General features: G+C 66.2%; 16 protein-coding genes and 1 pseudogene. 13 read left to right on the forward strand and 4 right to left on the reverse strand.

Translation table 11 applies throughout. From position 1 onward, the window contains the following. Positions 1-180 precede the first annotated feature (180 nt). Positions 181-1,257, reverse strand: a complete 1,077-nt coding sequence (gene mtnA, locus IB256_RS22075) for an S-methyl-5-thioribose-1-phosphate isomerase (RefSeq protein ID WP_081517944.1) — start codon at positions 1,255-1,257, stop codon at positions 181-183. Between the two features lie 151 nt (positions 1,258-1,408). On the opposite strand from mtnA, the gene IB256_RS22080 reads away from it, so the two are divergent. From IB256_RS22080 to IB256_RS22100, 5 genes are all read left to right on the forward strand, one after another. Next, positions 1,409-2,734 carry a TRZ/ATZ family hydrolase gene (locus tag IB256_RS22080; RefSeq protein ID WP_192404073.1) on the forward strand — a complete coding sequence of 442 codons (1,326 nt, stop codon included), beginning with the start codon at positions 1,409-1,411 and terminating at the stop codon, positions 2,732-2,734. A gap of 111 nt (positions 2,735-2,845) precedes the next feature. Next, positions 2,846-3,544, forward strand: a complete 699-nt coding sequence (ubiG, locus tag IB256_RS22085) for a bifunctional 2-polyprenyl-6-hydroxyphenol methylase/3-demethylubiquinol 3-O-methyltransferase UbiG (RefSeq protein WP_081517942.1) — start codon at positions 2,846-2,848, stop codon at positions 3,542-3,544. Next, positions 3,541-4,218 (forward strand): N-acetylmuramic acid 6-phosphate phosphatase MupP, encoded by a 678-nt coding sequence (gene mupP / locus IB256_RS22090; protein ID WP_139791535.1) that lies wholly within the window; start codon positions 3,541-3,543, stop codon positions 4,216-4,218. The genes ubiG and mupP overlap by 4 nt, the downstream gene beginning before the upstream one ends. Before the next feature lie 51 nt (positions 4,219-4,269). After that, entirely contained in the window at positions 4,270-5,013 is a 744-nt protein-coding gene (locus IB256_RS22095) for a YciK family oxidoreductase (RefSeq protein WP_138215154.1), read from the forward strand. A gap of 267 nt (positions 5,014-5,280) precedes the next feature. Then, on the forward strand, positions 5,281-6,207 hold the full coding sequence (locus tag IB256_RS22100; protein ID WP_192289287.1) for a GGDEF domain-containing protein: 927 nt from the start codon (positions 5,281-5,283) through the stop codon (positions 6,205-6,207). 112 nt (positions 6,208-6,319) lie between these two features. Here the strand turns inward: IB256_RS22100 and rluB are convergent, their stop codons facing one another. Further along, on the reverse strand, positions 6,320-7,750 hold the full coding sequence (gene rluB, locus IB256_RS22105; protein WP_151186359.1) for a 23S rRNA pseudouridine(2605) synthase RluB: 1,431 nt from the start codon (positions 7,748-7,750) through the stop codon (positions 6,320-6,322). 122 nt (positions 7,751-7,872) lie between these two features. On the opposite strand from rluB, the gene IB256_RS22110 reads away from it, so the two are divergent. From IB256_RS22110 to IB256_RS22125, 4 genes are all read left to right on the forward strand, one after another. Beyond that, complete coding sequence (locus IB256_RS22110) at positions 7,873-8,307, forward strand: NUDIX hydrolase (RefSeq protein WP_192289289.1); 435 nt, start codon at positions 7,873-7,875, stop codon at positions 8,305-8,307. A gap of 151 nt (positions 8,308-8,458) precedes the next feature. Continuing rightward, positions 8,459-9,886 carry a cytochrome-c oxidase, cbb3-type subunit I gene (ccoN, locus tag IB256_RS22115; RefSeq protein ID WP_192404075.1) on the forward strand — a complete coding sequence of 476 codons (1,428 nt, stop codon included), beginning with the start codon at positions 8,459-8,461 and terminating at the stop codon, positions 9,884-9,886. A 1-nt stretch (position 9,887) separates the two neighbouring features. Then, complete coding sequence (locus tag IB256_RS22120) at positions 9,888-10,118, forward strand: cbb3-type cytochrome c oxidase subunit 3 (protein ID WP_192289293.1); 231 nt, start codon at positions 9,888-9,890, stop codon at positions 10,116-10,118. Positions 10,119-10,379: 261 nt separating this feature from the next. After that, positions 10,380-10,646 (forward strand): DUF2790 domain-containing protein, encoded by a 267-nt coding sequence (locus IB256_RS22125; RefSeq protein WP_138215160.1) that lies wholly within the window; start codon positions 10,380-10,382, stop codon positions 10,644-10,646. A gap of 183 nt (positions 10,647-10,829) precedes the next feature. Here IB256_RS22125 and IB256_RS22130 read toward each other — a convergent pair whose 3' ends face one another. Next, positions 10,830-12,734, reverse strand: coding sequence for a potassium transporter Kup (locus IB256_RS22130; protein ID WP_081517935.1), 1,905 nt, complete (start codon positions 12,732-12,734; stop codon positions 10,830-10,832). A 244-nt stretch (positions 12,735-12,978) separates the two neighbouring features. Here IB256_RS22130 and rimO point away from each other — a divergent pair, with 244 nt between their 5' ends. From rimO to IB256_RS22145, 3 genes and pseudogenes are all read left to right on the forward strand, one after another. After that, entirely contained in the window at positions 12,979-14,301 is a 1,323-nt protein-coding gene (gene rimO, locus IB256_RS22135; protein WP_081517934.1) for a 30S ribosomal protein S12 methylthiotransferase RimO, read from the forward strand. A 49-nt stretch (positions 14,302-14,350) separates the two neighbouring features. Next, a complete protein-coding gene (locus IB256_RS22140; protein WP_081517933.1) occupies positions 14,351-14,812 on the forward strand; it encodes a DUF1456 family protein in 462 nt (153 codons plus the stop codon). Positions 14,813-14,819: 7 nt separating this feature from the next. Further along, positions 14,820-15,189, forward strand: a pseudogene (locus IB256_RS22145) (DUF2784 domain-containing protein). On the opposite strand, the gene IB256_RS22150 reads toward IB256_RS22145, so the two are convergent. Beyond that, a complete protein-coding gene (locus IB256_RS22150) occupies positions 15,137-16,720 on the reverse strand; it encodes an ArnT family glycosyltransferase (protein ID WP_192289297.1) in 1,584 nt (527 codons plus the stop codon). The pseudogene IB256_RS22145 and the gene IB256_RS22150 overlap by 53 nt on opposite strands. A 173-nt stretch (positions 16,721-16,893) precedes the next feature. On the opposite strand from IB256_RS22150, the gene IB256_RS22155 reads away from it, so the two are divergent. After that, positions 16,894-17,667 carry an SDR family oxidoreductase gene (locus IB256_RS22155; protein ID WP_151186354.1) on the forward strand — a complete coding sequence of 258 codons (774 nt, stop codon included), beginning with the start codon at positions 16,894-16,896 and terminating at the stop codon, positions 17,665-17,667. Positions 17,668-17,677: the final 10 nt, after the last annotated feature.

Raw genomic sequence — 17,677 nt, forward strand, 5'->3', positions numbered from 1 at the left:
GGCGGAGCGCGGTGCGCCATCAAAGCGCCACCGACTCTCTACAAATCAACGACTTGGCCGTTGATCCGCGATGCTGTGGGGGCCGAAAAAATGCCCCATCAAGAACCGTCGGAGCTTACCACAAGCCAGGGTCAAACCCTACCCTCGGCCAAGCCCCTCGATGAATTGCCGCAGGCCCCGTCAGTGCAGGCGCTTGCGGCTCATCAGCTGGGCCATCCGCTCGGTGTCCGGACGTTCGACGACGCCGCGCTCGGTCACGATGGCGTCGATCAGGTCGGCCGGGGTCACATCGAACACCGGATTGAAGGCTTCGACGTCAGCGGCGACACGTTTGCCGCCGATTTCCAGGAGTTCGCGACCGTCACGCTCCTCGATCGGAATGTCCTCGCCGCTTTCCAGGCCCATGTCAATGGTCGAACTGGGCGCCACCACCATGAAACGCACGCCGTGGTGCATCGCGGTGACCGCCAGCTGATAAGTGCCGATCTTGTTGGCGACGTCGCCGTTGGCGGTGATACGGTCGGCGCCGACAATGACCCAGGTGATGCTTTCGGTCTTCATCAGATGCGCGGCGGCCGCGTCCACGTTCAGGGTGACCGGCACGCCTTCGTTGGCCAGTTCCCAGGCAGTCAGGCGAGCGCCCTGCAGCCAGGGGCGGGTCTCGTCGGCGTAGACACGCTCGATCAGCCCTTCCAGATGCGCCGCGCGCAGCACGCCCAGTGCGGTGCCGAAGCCACCGGTGGCCAGGGCGCCGGTATTGCAGTGGGTGAGGATCTTCTGCGGGCCGCCATGGTGCTTGCGGATCAGGTCCACGCCCAGTTGAGCCATGGTCAGGTTCGCCTCGCGGTCGCTCTCGTGGATCGCCACGGCCTCGGCTTCCAGCAGCGGCAGCGGGTCCTCGCCCGGCTTCAGGCGCTCCAGGCGGTCGCGCATGCGGTTCAGCGCCCAGAACAGGTTGACTGCGGTCGGACGCGACTCGGCCAGCACCGTGAAATCATCTTCCAGCGCCGCGCGCCAGTCGCCACCAGCGGCCACACGGGCACGCAGGCCCAGCACCAGGCCATAGGCAGCGGCGATGCCAATCGCCGGCGCGCCGCGCACGACCATCTGGCGAATGGCGTCGGCTACGCCTTCGGCGGTCTCGTACGACAGCCAGGTTTCCTCCAGCGGCAGCAGGCGCTGGTCCAGCAGACGGAGTGTGCCCTTGCGCCAATCAATGGCCGTGACCCGTTCGGCCGCCAACAGTCGCTCACGCATGGAACACCTCTTCATTTCAATGGAATCGCGGGCCGCTCCGGCGCCACGGGAATCACCCGGAAACACCGGGAAACGGCCGAGTATACCGAGCCTGAAGCCCTGGTGCTCGGCTATACTCGGCGCCTTTATCCACGCGCCCAGGATGCGCTTCATGCCGACCGAAAAAGTCCCGCTCGACCTGCTGCTCTTCCCCACCTGGATCGTCCCCATCGAGCCCGCCGGCGTCGTCCTGCGCGATCACGGCCTGGGCATCCGCGACGGCCGCATCGCCCTGCTCGCCCCTCGCGCCGAAGCGCTGCGCCATCCGGCCATGGAAACCCGCCAGCTGCCGGGCATGCTGCTCTCCCCCGGCCTGATAAACGCCCACGGCCACGCGGCAATGAGCCTGTTCCGAGGCCTGGCGGACGACCTGGCGCTGATGACCTGGTTGCAGGAACACATCTGGCCGGCGGAAGCCAAGTGGGTCAGCGAGGACTTCGTCCGCGACGGCACCGAACTGGCCATCGCCGAGCAGCTCAAGGGCGGCATCACCTGCTTCTCGGACATGTACTTCTTTCCGCAGGTCGCCTGCGAGGTAGTTCACAAGGCCGGCGTGCGCGCGCAGATCAGCGTGCCGGTGCTGGACTTCCCGATCCCCGGCGCCCGCGACGCCGACGAGGCGATCCGCCAGGGCCTGGCGCTGCGCGACGACCTCAAGCATCACCCGCGCATCAAGGTCGCCTTCGGCCCGCACGCGCCCTACACGGTCAGCGACGACAAGCTGGAAACCATCCTGATGCTCGCCGAGGAGCTGGACGCCGGCATCCACATGCACGTCCACGAGACTGCCTTCGAGGTCCAGCAGGCGCTGGAGAAGAACGGCGAACGGCCCCTGGCCCGCCTGCATCGCCTCGGCCTGCTCGGCCCTCGCTTCCAGGCGGTGCACATGACCCAGGTGAGCGAGGACGACCTGATCATGCTGGTGGAAACCAACAGCTCGGTGGTGCACTGCCCGGAATCCAACCTCAAGCTGGCCAGCGGCTTCTGCCCGGTGGAGCGGCTGTGGCAGGCCGGCGTCAACGTCGCCATCGGCACCGATGGCGCGGCCAGCAACAATGACCTCGACCTGCTCGGCGAAACCCGCACCACCGCACTACTGGCCAAGGCCGTGGCCGGCCAGGCCACCGCACTGGACGCCCACCGCGCGCTGCGCATGGCCACCCTGAACGGCGCCCGCGCGCTGGGCATGGAGCAAGAGACCGGCAGCCTTGAGCTGGGCAAATCCGCCGACATCACCGCCTTCGACCTCTCCGGGCTGGCCCAGCAGCCGGTGTACGAGCCGGTCTCGCAGGTCATCTATGCCAGCGGCCGCGACTGCGTTCGCCATGTCTGGGTCGGCGGCAAGCAGCTGCTGGACAACGGCAAGCTCACCCGCCTGGACGAAGAGCGCCTGATCGCCGTCGCCGGCGAGTGGGGCCGCAGGATCGCCGGCGCCTGAGCCCCGACGCCCCTGGCGCTGCGACAATCTGTCATGCCGCGCCCCATCCATTGAACGAAGCTGGCATCATAGTCAGCCTTCGTTTCCAGCTTTTTGATCAATAGGGACACCATGAGCAACGTCGACCACGCCGAGATCGCCAAATTCGAGGCCCTCGCCCACCGCTGGTGGGACCGCGAAAGCGAGTTCAAGCCCCTGCACGACATCAACCCGCTGCGGGTCAACTGGATCGACGAGCGCGTCAGCCTCGCCGGCAAGAAGGTGCTCGACGTCGGCTGCGGCGGCGGCATCCTCAGCGAAGCCATGGCCCAGCGCGGCGCCACCGTCACCGGTATCGACATGGGTGAAGCGCCCCTGGCGGTCGCCCAACTGCACCAGCTGGAATCCGGCGTACCGGTGGAGTACCGCCGCATCACCGCCGAAGACCTGGCCGAAGAGATGCCCGAGCAGTTCGACGTGGTGACCTGCCTGGAGATGCTCGAGCACGTGCCGGACCCGGCCTCGGTCATCCGCGCCTGCTACCGGATGGTCAAGCCCGGCGGCCAGGTGTTCTTCTCCACCATCAACCGCAACCCGAAGGCATACCTGTTCGCCATCGTCGGTGCGGAGTACGTGATGCGCCTGCTGCCGCGTGGCACCCACGACTTCAAGAAGTTCATCCGCCCCTCCGAGCTGGGCGCCTGGTCGCGTGACGCGGGCCTGGCGGTCAAGGACATCATCGGCCTGACCTACAACCCGCTGACCAAGCACTACAAGCTGGCGGGCGACGTCGACGTCAACTACATGATCCAGACCCTGCGCGAGGAGTGAGTCGCATGCTCAGAGCGGTTCTCTTCGACATGGACGGCACGCTGCTGGATACCGCGCCGGACTTCATCGCCGTGTGCCAGGCGATGCTCGCCGCCCATGGTCGCGCGCCGATCGATGACCAGCGCATCCAGGATGTGGTTTCCGGCGGCGCCCGCGCCATGGTCGCCGCGACCTTCGACATGGACCCGGAGGCCCCCGGCTTCGAGGCCCTGCGCCAGGAGTTCCTCGACCGCTACCAGGAGCATTGCGCCGTCTTCACCCGCCCGTACGACGGCATGACCGAGCTGCTGGAGAGCATCGAACAGTCGCGCCTGATCTGGGGGGTGGTGACCAACAAGCCGGTGCGCTTCGCCGCGCCGATCATGGAGCAGCTCGGCCTGGCCGAGCGCTCCGCCGTGCTGGTTTGCCCGGACCACGTGACCAGGAGCAAGCCGGACCCGGAAATGCTCCTGCTGGCCTGCAGCCAGCTGAAGGTCGACCCGTCCGAAGTGCTGTTCATCGGTGACGACCTGCGCGACATCGAGTCGGGCCGCGCCGCCGGGACCAAGACCGCGGCCGTGCGCTACGGCTATATCCACCCGGACGACAACCCCGCGCACTGGGGCGCCGACGTCATCGTCGACGCACCCCGCGATCTGCTCGCCGTCCTCGACCGCGCCCTCTGCTCCTGCTGAGCCGACTTCCCGGGAGCCCGTCGCGCTGACGGGCTCCGCCAAGGAGAAACCATGTTCGACTATTCCGCCCGCCCCGACCTGCTCAAGGGCCGCGTGATCCTGGTGACCGGCGCCGGCCGCGGTATCGGCCGGGCCGCCTCTCTCGCCTTCGCCGCCCACGGCGCCACCGTACTGCTGCTGGGCAAGACCGAGGACTACCTCAACGAGGTCTACGACCTGATCGTCGCCGCGGGTCATCCGGAACCGGTGGTGATTCCGCTGAACCTGGAAACCACCCTGCCGCACCAGTACGACGAACTGGCGGCGATGATCGAGAAAGAATTCGGCAAGCTCGACGGCCTGCTGCACAACGCCTCGATCCTCGGCCTGCGTTCGCCCATCGAGCAGATTTCCACCGACAACTTCACCCGCGTCATGCAGGTGAACGTCAACGCCATGTTCAGCCTGACCCATACCCTGCTGCCGCTGCTCAAGCTCTCCGAGGACGCCTCGGTGGTCTTCACCTCCAGCAGCGTCGGCCGCAAGGGCCGGGCCTACTGGGGCGCCTACGCGGTGTCGAAGTTCGCCACCGAAGGCCTGATGCAGGTACTGGCGGACGAGTGCGAGGACATCACCCGCGTGCGCGCCAACAGCGTCAACCCCGGTGCTACCCGAACCGCCATGCGCGCCCACGCCTATCCGGGCGAGAACGCCTACAACAACCCGGCGCCGGAAGAGATCATGCCGGTCTACCTGTACCTCATGGGCCCGGACAGCCAGGGTGTGAACGGGCAGGCCTTCAACGCTCAGGACTGATTCCGCCCCTGAAGATTCGGCACTGACGTACCAGCGGCGTTGGCCTGCAGCCCAGCAACCACGCCGCTTTCCGCCAATTTTCCGGCTCCACCGCTCGCTACGTTCCGGCAAAGTGCCACTATTTCGCCAGACTTCTGGCGAAACCTTCCGCCCCTCGGGAACCCTGACCGCCATCGGTCGGTCAATACGGCGTCTTTTCAGGCCTTTCCGCGCCCTGGCACGGAAATCGCTCTGTCCTTCGCAAACGCCGTAAAAATGGTCACCGCCATGGTTCCTCCCAAGCAGTCCAACACCATCGATTTCGATGCTGCCAAGCTCCAGCGCGCAGCCAGCCAGGACACCCGCGCCCTCTCGCGGCGTCCGCTGGACCTGCTGGAATTGCGCCAGCAGCTGAACCTGCAATTGCAGGTGAGCCTGGAGGCCGAGCGCATCCTGGCGGTGTTCTTCCGCGAGATCCAGCAGATGCTGCCGGTGGAATACATGGCCTACTCCCACGCCGGCGCCGACCTGCGCCTGGAGTTCGGTGAAGCGGCCCGACACAACGCCGACTACCGCCTGACCCACGGTAGCGAATACCTCGGCGAGATCAGCTTCCGCCGCGCCCGGCGCTTCTCCGAGGCCGAGCTGTCGCAGCTGGAATCGCTGATGGCCTGCCTGCTCTACCCGCTGCGCAACGCCCTGCTCTACCGCGCCGCCGTGCAGTCGGCACTGCGTGATGCGCTGACCGGCACCGGCAACCGCATCGCCATGGACCAGACCCTGGGCCGCGAGGTCGAGGTGGCACGGCGGCACCTGCTGCCGCTGTCGATCCTCATGCTCGACCTTGACCACTTCAAGCAGATCAACGACGAGCACGGCCACAGCGTCGGCGACGACGCCTTGCGCGCCGTGGCCACGGCACTGAAGAACAGCCTGCGCAACGTCGACATGGTGTTCCGCTTCGGCGGCGAGGAGTTCCTCGTACTGCTCTCCAACACCCCCGGCGTCTCCGCCGTGCAGGTGGGCGAACGGCTTCGCGCTGCCGTGGAGGAGCTGAACCTGGCCGCCGACGGCAAACGCTTGCCGCTGTCCATCAGCCTGGGCTGCGCGACACTCAATGGCGGCGAGTCGGTGGACGATCTCCTGCGTCGGGCAGACAACGCCCTCTACGAAGCCAAGCGCGACGGCCGCAACCGGCTGGCCTGCGCCAGCTGACGCCTGCCTCGACTGCAGGAGCACTGCCGGGTCGACAGCGCAATGCTTTCCCACCCAATCGCAGGCAATAAAAAAGGGCTCCGAGGAGCCCTTCTTCATTTTCCGCTATCGCTTAGCGCTTGAAGCCCGGACGCATGCCGTCACCGGCAGCTTGCGGACGACGCTTGGCGATCGGCTTGCGGGCGACCGGCTTGCCGGGACGCTCGGCCAGCGGAGCGCCCTTCTCGCGAGCCGGACGGTCGCTTGGCGCCTTGCGCGGAGCACGGCCTTCGCCGGCATCGCTGCGCGGGCCACGGGCCGGACGATCGGCGCCGTCACGCGGAGCGCGAGCAGGACGATCACCACCGGCGTCACGCGGCTTGCGCGGAGCGCGGCCTTCACCAGCATCGCTGCGCGGTCCACGAGCCGGACGATCACCCGCATCGCGCGGAGCACGAGCAGGACGATCACCACCGGCGTCACGCGGCTTGCGCGGGGCGCGGCTGTCGGCGGAGTCACCGCGCGGGGCGCGCGCCGGACGGTCGCCTGCATCACGCGGAGCGCGAGCCGGGCGCTCGTCCGAATCGCGCGGAGCACGGGCCGGACGCTCACCAGCAGCCGGACGCGGAGCACGCTGCGGACGCTCGCCTTCGGCGCGCTCGGTGCGGGTACGCGAGCCACGGCCAGGACGCTCGCTGGGCGCCAGCTTCTTGCCGAGCTTGCGCTCCTGGCGCTCGACCTTTTCCTTGGTCTTGGTGGAGACCGCCGGCAGGGCGATCGGCGTCAGGCCGACTTCCTCGCTGAGGATGTCCAGCTCGCGCTGGCCCATCTCGCGGTAGCGGCCCATGGTCAGCTCGGAGGTCAGGAAGACCGGTCCGAAGCGCACGCGCTTCAGGCGGCTGACCACCACGCCCTGGGATTCCCACAGGCGGCGGACTTCGCGGTTACGGCCTTCCATCACCACCACGTGGTACCAGTGGTTGAAGCCTTCGCCACCCGGCGCTTCCTGGATGTCGCTGAACTTGGCCGGGCCGTCTTCGAGCATCACGCCAGCTTTCAGGCGCTCGATCATCTCTTCGTCGACTTCGCCACGCACGCGCACGGCGTACTCGCGGTCCATTTCGTAGGACGGGTGCATCAGGCGGTTGGCCAGCTCACCGTCGGTGGTGAACATCAGCAGGCCGGTGGTGTTGATGTCCAGGCGGCCGACGTTGATCCAGCGGCCACTGCGCAGGCGCGGCAGGCGGTCGAATACGGTCGGACGGCCTTCGGGATCGTCGCGGGTGCAGACTTCGCCTTCGGGCTTGTTGTAGATGAGCACGCGACGGACGTGCTCTTCGATCTTCTCGCGCTTGAGCAGGCGGTCATCGACGGCGATGGCGTCGCGGTCGCCCACGCGCTGGCCAAGGGTGGCCACGGCGCCATTGACCTTGACGCGGCCTTCTTCGATCCAGGCCTCGACGTCGCGGCGCGAGCCGACGCCCATGCGGGCGAGGACTTTCTGCAGTTTCTCGCCGGCCGGGGCTGGGGTAAGTTCTTCAAGGTTTTCGTGCGTGTCGGTCATCTGGGCACCTCCCGGTGTGGCATGCAACGAATAAAAAAGGTCGCGCATCATACGCGCTTGCGGGCAGCAAAGCACCGTCCGCAGTCGGGAAAGACTAGTCGACTTACAGGGGGAAGATAGCCATGCAGCCAGAAGACGACTTCACCGGCGCCAAACTCGCGCTGTTCCACGGCGGCCAGCTGGTGGTCTACAAGCGCGACGAGAAGCCCGGCATCCCCTACCCCGGCTGCTGGGATTTCCCCGGCGGCGGCCGCGAAGGCGGCGAAACGCCGGCGCAATGCGCGCTGCGCGAACTGGAGGAAGAATTCGCCCTGCGCCTGGACGAGCAGCGCATCGAATGGCAGCGCCGCTACCCGGCCACCCATGGCCCGGCGCCGTGGGCGTGGCTCCTGGTGGCGCGCCTGGAACAGGCCGAGTTCGAGGCCATCCGCTTTGGCGACGAAGGCCAGTACTGGCGCCTGATGCGCGTCAGCGAATACCTCGCCCACGACCAGGCGGTGGATTACCTGCAGGAACGCCTGCGGCATTTCCTCGCAGGACGGCTGGACATCGCCTGATTCCGCACCGCGGGCCGCTGATCCGTATTTGCGCGGCCTATCTGAATCTGTTTCCTACCCGCGCATTTTCCTAGATTGCCCGCTCACCGAAGCGCGTCGGACTCGCAGTCCATGGCGCGCCCGGACGTTCTGACACAAGCGGGAATCGAGCATGAACACGAAAAGCACGGAGCAGGCGTACAACTACAAGGTGGTCCGCCAGTTCGCCATCATGACGGTGGTCTGGGGCGTCATCGGCATGGCCATGGGGGTTCTGATCGCCTCCCAACTGGTCTGGCCGCAACTGAACCTGGACCTGCCCTGGACCAGTTTCGGGCGCCTGCGCCCGCTGCATACCAGCCTGGTGATCTTCGCCTTCGGCGGTTGCGCACTGTTCGCCACCAGTTACTACACGGTGCAGCGCACCTGCCAGACGCGGCTGTTTTCCGACAGCCTCGCCGCCTTCACCTTCTGGGGCTGGCAGGCGCTGATCGTGACCATGATGATCACCCTGCCGCTGGGCTACACCACCACCAAGGAATACGCCGAGATCGAATTCACCGGCGCGGTGTGGATGGCCATCGTCTGGGTCGCCTACGCGGTGGTGTTCTTCGGCACGCTGATGAAGCGCAAGACCTCGCACATCTATGTGGGCAACTGGTTCTTCGCCGCCTTCATCCTCGTTACGGCAATGCTGCACATCGTCAACCACCTGGCCATTCCGGTGGACTGGTTCAAGTCCTACCCGGTCTACTCCGGCGCCACCGATGCCATGGTGCAGTGGTGGTACGGGCACAACGCGGTGGGCTTCTTCCTCACCACCGGCTTCCTCGGCATGATGTATTACTTCGTGCCCAAGCAGGCCGGGCGACCGGTGTACTCCTACCGGCTGTCCATCGTGCACTTCTGGGCGCTGATCACCCTGTACATCTGGGCCGGCCCGCACCACCTGCACTACACCGCGCTGCCCGACTGGGCGCAGTCGCTGGGCATGGTGATGTCGCTGATCCTCCTGGCGCCCAGCTGGGGCGGCATGATCAACGGCATGATGACGCTCTCCGGCGCCTGGCATAAGTTGCGCACCGACCCGATCCTGCGCTTCCTGGTGGTCTCCCTGGCGTTCTACGGCATGTCGACCTTCGAAGGTCCGATGATGGCGATCAAGACTGTCAACGCCCTGTCTCACTACACTGACTGGACCATCGGCCACGTCCATGCCGGCGCACTGGGCTGGGTGGCGATGATTTCCATCGGCTCGCTCTACCACCTGATTCCCAAGGTCTTCGGTCGCGAACAGATGCACAGCATCGGTCTGATCAACGCACACTTCTGGCTGGCCACCATCGGCACGGTCCTCTACATCGCCTCGATGTGGGTCAACGGCATCACCCAGGGCCTGATGTGGCGCGCGGTGAACGCCGACGGCACGCTCACCTATTCCTTCGTCGAAGCGCTGCAGGCCAGCCATCCCGGCTTCGTGGTGCGCATGAGCGGCGGCATGCTGTTCCTCGGCGGCATGCTGCTGATGGCCTGGAACACCTGGATGACCGTGCGCCAGGCGCGCCCGGAAGCCCTGCGCATCGCCGAGCGGATGGCCTGAGATGACGCTCTGGCTGGGGTTGGTCGGCCTGCTGGCGCTGTACTTCGGCGTCGGCTGGTGCCTGCGGGCGCACCGCGAGCGCGGCATTGAGGAGGCCAGCATGCTGCCCTTCGCCGATGACGAAGAAGCCGCCCAGCGCATGGAGAAAGCCACGGGCCGCAGCCGCACTGGCTGCGCCTGCCCCGGCCGCTGCCAGGGCGACTGCGAGCACTGGCGCGACTGGCAGCCCTAGCGCGCTACCTCGGGCGCGCACCTGCGACAGAGCGCCGCATCACCTCCATCAATTTTCATTAGCAAGCACATCAATTTCCCGGCGGGCAGCCCGAGGAGGAATATCACTCCCGTGCCCCGCCACCTGATGGACGCCTGAAGCATCGTCCCCTGTCCTGTCTGGACCCCAGGACAGACATCATCGATGCCAGTGCTCCCCGGTGGGGCTTTCAAAATCCCATTCAAAGGACCCCGAGCGGGCCCTTCACCGAGGAAATAAAGAATGAAGCTTGCCTCTGTCGTGTCGGCTGTCATCTCCAGCCTCGCCCCGATGGCTTTTGCCCAGGACGCAATCAAGAACCCCGGCGCCGAACTGCCGGTTACCGAATACCACTACGGCATGTCCCTGGACGTCGACAAGGTTCTGCACCGCACCGACAACTCCGGCAAGGTCGGCATCGTGCCGGCATTCATGGTCTACCAGGATCACAACGGCGAGACCCACAAGGTCCGCTTCCTCGAATGGGGCGGCAGCACCAGCCAGGGCTGACCTTCAGCGAACATCGTCCTCCGGCCGTCTTGGCCCAACCCCGCGAGCCTGTGGTGGCGGTCGGGGGGCGATCCTGATTCCTGCACAGCGATGCAGCTCGCCCCTGCGAAGAGCCATCAGCACGGGGCTGCACCCACAATGAAAAAACGCGCCATTGGGCGCGTTTTTTCACACAGCGAAAAATCAGATTTCCACCTGCGTCCCCAACTCGATCACCCGGTTCAGCGGCAGGTTGAAGTAACGCAGGTTGCCATTGGCGTTCTTCAGCAGGAAGGCGAACAGCGCCTCGCGCCAGCGCGCCATGCCGATCAGCTTGGACGGGATCACCGTCTCGCGGCTGAGGAAGTAGGTGGTGCGCATCGGGCTGAAGTCCAGCTCGTTGAGGTGGCACAGTTTGAGCGCCTGCGGGATGTCCGGGTCTTCCATGAAGCCGAAGTGCAGCACCACGCGGAAGAAACCCTCGCCGTAGGCATCCACCTCGAAGCGACGGTCCGGCGGCACGCGCGGGCTGTCTTCGTTGACCACGGTGAGCAGCACGACCTGCTCATGCAGCACCTGGTTATGCAGCAGGTTGTGCAACAGCGCATGGGGCACGGCGTCGGTGCGGGCAGTGAGGAACACGGCGGTGCCCTGCACACGGTGCGGCGGCTGCGAGCGGATGCTGGAAATGAACAGCGGCAGCGGCAGAGAGCCCTCGTCGAGGCGGTCCACCAGCAGTTGGCGGCCGCGCTTCCAGGTGGTCATCAGGATGAACAGGCCGATACCGGCGATCACCGGGAAGGCACCGCCCTGAACGACCTTGGGCAGGTTCGCGGCGAAGAACAGAGTGTCGACGAACAGCATCATCAGGAAGAACGGAATCGCCAGCCACAGCGGCCACTTCCACAGCAGCCAGACCACCACGCCCATCAGCAGTGTGGTCATCAGCATGGTCCCGGTCACCGCCACGCCATAGGCCGAGGCCAGGGCGGCGGAGGATTCGAAGCCCAGCACCAGCAGGACCACGCCGACCATCAGCGCCCAGTTCACGCCCGGAATGTAGATCTGCCCCTGCTCGTGGCTGGAGGTGTGCTGGATCGACATGCGCGGCACGAAGCCGAGTTGGATGGCCTGGCGGGTCAGCGAGAAGGCGCCGGAAATTACGGCTTGCGATGCAATCACCGTCGCCGCAGTGGACAGCGCCACCATCGGCACCAGCGCCCAGCCCGGCGCGGTCAGGTAGAAGGGGTTACGCGCGGCTTCCGGGTTGACCAGGATGGTCGCGCCCTGGCCGAAGTAGTTCAGCACCAGCGCCGGCAGCACCAGGGCGAACCAGGCACGGGCGATGGGCTTGCGGCCGAAGTGGCCCATGTCGGCGTACAGCGCTTCGGCGCCGGTCAGCGCCAGCACGGTGGCGCCGAGGATGGCCACGCCGATGCCCGGATGGGAAACGAAGAAGTTGAAGGCCCAGGCCGGGTTCATCGCCTTCAGCACTTCCGGCTGCCGCGACACGCCGTAGGCTCCCAGCGCCGCCAGCGCGAGGAACCACGCCACCATCACCGGGCCGAACAGAATGCCGATGCGCGCGGTGCCGTGCTTCTGGATGAGGAACAGGCCGACCAGCACGATCAGCGACAGCGGCACCACCCAGTGCTCCAGGCCGTCGAAGGCGATCTCCAGGCCCTCGATGGCCGAGAGGACCGAGATTGCCGGGGTAATCATGCTGTCGCCATAGAAGAGTGCCGCACCGATCAGGCCGGCGATCACCACCATCGCCTGCAACCGATGCTTCCCGGCGGCGGCGCGGCGAGCCAGCGCGGACAGCGCCATCACCCCGCCCTCGCCCTGGTTGTCGGCGCGCAGTACGAAGATCACGTACTTGATCGACACCACCCAGATCAGCGACCAGAAGATCAGCGACAACACGCCGAGAACGCCGTCGTGGTTGGCCTGTACGCCATATCCGCCGACGAAGACTTCCTTGAGGGTGTACAGCGGGCTGGTGCCGATATCGCCGTAGCAGACGCCCACGGCGCCGACCATCAGGCCGATCGCGGAGCTCGAATGGGGCTGCTCATGCTCAACGGTGCCGGCGCTTGCATCGGACATGTAACAAAATTCCTCAAAAAAATTCGGCGCATCCTGCTCCGACCCTTTCGTCGATGCAAGAGCCGGGTACGAAGGTTCTGAATGACTATAGAGCGTGTTGCCCGGAATTACCGGGCGAACGGGGCTGTCCGGCGGCGTGCGACAGCTTGTCCCAGAGAGGCTGGTCAAGTGCGCGGGACGCCGCTAGAATTGCGCACTTTTTGATCAGAGGCGCCGCCAGCGCGCCCTTCGAGGTTAGCCGCACATGTCCACCGCCACACCCAAAGTCGGATTCGTCTCGCTCGGATGCCCGAAAGCGACCGTCGACTCCGAACGCATCCTCACCCAGCTGCGCATGGAAGGGTACGAAATCGTTCCCACCTACCAGGACGCAGACGTGGTGGTGGTGAACACCTGCGGCTTCATCGACAGCGCCAAGGCCGAGTCTCTGGATGCCATCGGCGAAGCCATCGCCGAGAACGGCAAGGTGATCGTCACCGGCTGCATGGGTGTCGCCGAAGACAGCATTCGTGACGTGCACCCCAGCGTGCTGGCCGTGACCGGCCCGCAGCAGTACGAGCAGGTGGTCAATGCCGTCCACGAGGTGATCCCGCCCAAGGCCGAGCACAACCCGCTGATCGACCTGGTGCCGCCGCAGGGCATCAAGCTGACCCCGCGTCACTATGCCTACCTGAAGATTTCCGAAGGCTGCAACCACAGCTGCAGCTTCTGCATCATCCCGTCGATGCGCGGCAAGCTGGTCAGCCGGCCGGTCGGCGACGTGCTCAGCGAAGCCCAGCGCCTGGTCAAGGCCGGCGTGAAGGAACTGCTGGTCATCTCCCAGGACACCAGCGCCTACGGCGTGGACCTGAAGTACAAGCTGGACTTCTGGGACGGCCAGCCGGTGAAGACTCGCATGCTGGAGCTGTGCGAGGCGCTTTCCTCGATGGGCGTGTGGGTGCGCCTGCACTATGTCTACCCGTACCCCAACGTCGACGACGTGATCCCGCTGATGGCCCAGGGCAAGCTGCTGCCCTACCTGGACATCCCCTTCCAGCACGCCAGCCCGAAAGTGCTCAAGTCCATGAAGCGCCCCGCCTTCGAGGACAAGACCCTGGCGCGCATCAAGAAGTGGCGCGAGATCTGCCCCGAGCTGACCATCCGCTCCACCTTCATCGTCGGCTTCCCCGGCGAGACCGAGGAAGACTTCCAGTACCTGCTGGACTGGCTGACCGAAGCCCAGCTCGACCGCGTCGGCTGCTTCCAGTATTCCCCGGTGGAAGGCGCTCCGGCCAACGACCTGGGCCTGGACGTCGTACCCGATGACGTCAAGCAGGACCGCTGGGAGCGCTTCATGGCGCACCAGCAGGCGATCTCCGCCGCCCGCCTGCAACTGAAGATCGGCAAGGAAATCGACGTGCTGATCGACGAAGTGGACGATGAAGGCGCGGTCGGCCGCTCCTACGCCGACGCCCCGGAAATCGACGGCGCCGTGTACATCGACAGCTTCGACGTGAAGCCGGGCGACAAGGTGCGTGTACGCATCACCGACGCCGACGAGTACGACCTCTGGGCCGAACTGGTCTGATCCGCAAAAGCCCCGCTGAAGCGGGGCTTTTCATTTCAAGGGTAAGAACATGACCAACAACGACGTGCTGCGCAGCCTGCGCTACCTGCTGGACATCCGCGATGCCCAGGTGGCCGAGATCACCGCGCTGGCCGGGTTCAACGTCAGTGCCGAGGAAATCGGCGCCTACCTCGCCCGCGACGACGAGCCGGACTTCAAGCCGTGCAGCGACCGCGTGCTGGCGCACTTTCTCGACGGCCTGATCGTGCATCGCCGTGGCCGCGACGAATCGCGCCCGCTACCGCCGGTGGAACTGCCGCTGACCAACAACATCACCCTGAAGAAGCTGCGCGTCGCCTTCGAGCTGCGCGATGACGACATCCTCGCGATCCTCGACAGCGTCAGCTTCATCGTCACCAAGACCGAACTGGGTGCACTGTTCCGCAAACCCGGCCACAACAACTACCGCCCCTGCGGCGACCAGTTGCTGCGCAACTTCCTCAAGGGACTGACCCAGCGCCAGCAGCGCTGAGGCCGCCGTGCTCTATCGTCTGGCTGCCGACGCCGTCGTCCTGCTGCACCTGGGGGTTCATCCTCTTCGTGCTGCTCGGCGGCCTGCTGGTGCTGCGCAGGCCGTGCCTGGCCTGGCTGCACGTGCCGGCGGCGGCCTGGGGCATGGCGGTGGAGTTCCTCCACCTCTACTGCCCGCTCACTCCGCTGGAAAACCACTTCCGCGCGCTGGCCGGCGACAGCGGCTACAGCGGCGGCTTTGTCGAGCACTACCTGATCCCGTTGATCTACCCCGCCGGCCTGACCGAAACGACACAGGTCGTCCTCGGCCTGGTGGTGGTGGCGGTCAATCTGCCACCGTACCTGTTTCTGTTGCGCCGGACGTTGCGTTCGCGCTGAGCGGCTTGCCTATTGGCAGATACGCCAGGCTGGCCTCCTTGTTCTTCGCATGGCCCAGGCGCTGGCCATTGTTGAGCCTCGACTCGATCAGCCGGTGATCCGCCGTCAGCCAGTTCAGCGGCTGCTTTCCTTCGTGGGTCACCTGGGAAATGATCAGCGTGCGTGCGGGGTCCCAGTCCTCGCCGGTAGTCTTGCGCAGCCAGTCGAACAGCGCGGCGCTGTCGCCCTGTGGATAACCGGAGTGGATATAGAGGAACGGATGCGCCTGGCGTTCGCCGCGCTGCTCCAGGTACATCGGCAGGCGCGCATCGTCATCGCCGAGGATCAGCACCCGCCACTGCGACCAGGGCGCGGTCTGCTCCGCCGCGGCGCGCACCTCCTTGGCGAACAGCGGAACCCCGCCACCGCCGTTGCTCCACGGATAAGCCACGCCAACCACCAGCAGCATCAGCACCGCTCCCGCGCCCACCACCCGAGGCCAGATACGCCCCGGCCCCGCGAGCCCGCGCTCGTGCCGCGATTCGACCACCCACCAGGCCGCCAGCAACTGGGCGAACGGCACCAGCGGCAGCACGTAGTAGCTGCGCCGGCCGCCGCTGGCGGTGAAGAAGGCGAACAGCAGCACCAGTGCCCAGACCAGCCAGCGGGCGTTGGGTTGCAGTTGCTGCCAGCGGCGCGCGGCGAACCACAGGCCGAGTATCCACAACGGCGCCCAGGGCAGCGTGTAGGCCGGCAGGTAAAGCAGGTAGGTGTAGATCGGCCCCTCGTGGTCAAAGGGCTGGAAGAAGCGCACGACGTTCTCGCGGAAGACCAGCGCCAGGCCGCTCTCACCGTAGCTGGGCTGGCCGTAGAAGTGCGACAGCACGAAGGGAATCGCGTAGGCCGCGCCGGCCACCACCAGCGCCGCCAGCAGCCGCAGGTTCAGGTGCCGACGCCAGCGCCTCTCGCTGAACAGGTGCGGCAACAGCACCAGCCCCGGCAGGACGAATCCGATCAGCCCCTTGCACAGCGACGTCAGTGACAGGATCAGGAAGAAGCCCAGGTAGCCGGAGAACCGTGTGTTCTCCGGATCACGCCAGTACCAGGCCAGCGCCGCCAGCACGCCGAACACCGTGAGCACGTCCGCCGTCGCCACCCGCGCCCAGAACAGGAAGTAGAAGGTGGTCGCCAGCAGCCAGCCGGCCAGCACTCCAGTGCCCTTGCGCAACAGGCGCTCGCCCAGCCACCAGGTCAGCCAGACGCTGCCCAGCCCGGCCAGCACGGTACTCAGACGCAGCGTCCAGTGATTGAGGCCGAACAGGCTGGCGGGCGCGGTGATCAGCCAGTAGGACAACAGCGGCTTGTCGTAGTACGGCGCGCCACGCAGGTAGGGGTCGAAGTAGTCGCCCGACTGCAGCATCTGCAATGAAATGTCCGCCCAGCGCACTTCCGGTCCCCAGACCTCGCGCCAGCCCAGCCCGAACACCAGCAGCACCAGCGTGGCGCCCAGCAATAGCGCCAGCGCCTTGCGATCGTTACTCCAACCCTGCATCACCCGGCCCCCGGCCTCTCGAACGTGCGCCGGACACTAGGGCAGCGATGGTTATGTGCAGGTTAAGAAAATGCAGCCATCGCGTAATGCGTCGGCATTTGCCGATTGGATAGTGCTCGGAGCGCCCCGGCGATCCCGCTAGGGTGAGGCGAAAACCCAGCCAGGAGAGGCTCATGCACCCGTACTTTTCCCTCGCCGGACGGACCGCCCTGGTCACCGGCGGCACCCGTGGCATCGGCCGGATGATCGCCCAGGGCCTGCTCGAAGCCGGCGCCAAGGTAATCATCTGCGCCCGTGATGGCGCCGCCTGCGCCGATACCGCCGCCGAGCTGTCGCAGTACGGCGAGTGCATCGGTCTGCCGGCCAACCTCGCCACCGAGGAAGGTGCCCGCGCCCTGGCCGCCGAGCTGAACGAGCGCCTGGACCACCTCGACATCCTGGTGAACAACGCCGGCACCACCTGGGGCGCACCGCTGGAAAGCTACCCGGCCTCGGGCTGGGAGAAGGTCATGCAGCTCAACGTCACTGCCGTGTTCAGCTGCATCCAGCAACTGCTGCCGCTGCTGAAGAAAGGCGGCAGCGCGCAGAACCCGGCCCGGGTGATCAACATCGGCTCGGTGGCCGGCCTCACCTCCCACGGCGAAAGCGCCTACGCCTACGGCCCGAGCAAGGCCGCACTGCACCAGCTGTCGCGCATGCTCGCCCGCGAACTGGTGAAGGACCACATCAACGTCAACGTCATCGCCCCCGGCCGCTTCCCCAGCAAGATGACCCGCCACATCGCCAACGACGAACAGGCCATGGCCGAGGACACCGCCGTCATCCCCATGCGCCGCTGGGGACGCGAGGAAGAGATGTCCGCCCTGGCAATCAGCCTGGCGAGCGCCGCCGGCGCCTACATGACCGGCAACATCATCCCCATCGACGGCGGCTTCCACCTCGGCTGAGCCCCGCTAC

It is taken from the genome of Pseudomonas sp. PDM17 (genome assembly GCF_014851985.1).
Lineage (GTDB): Bacteria > Pseudomonadota > Gammaproteobacteria > Pseudomonadales > Pseudomonadaceae > Pseudomonas.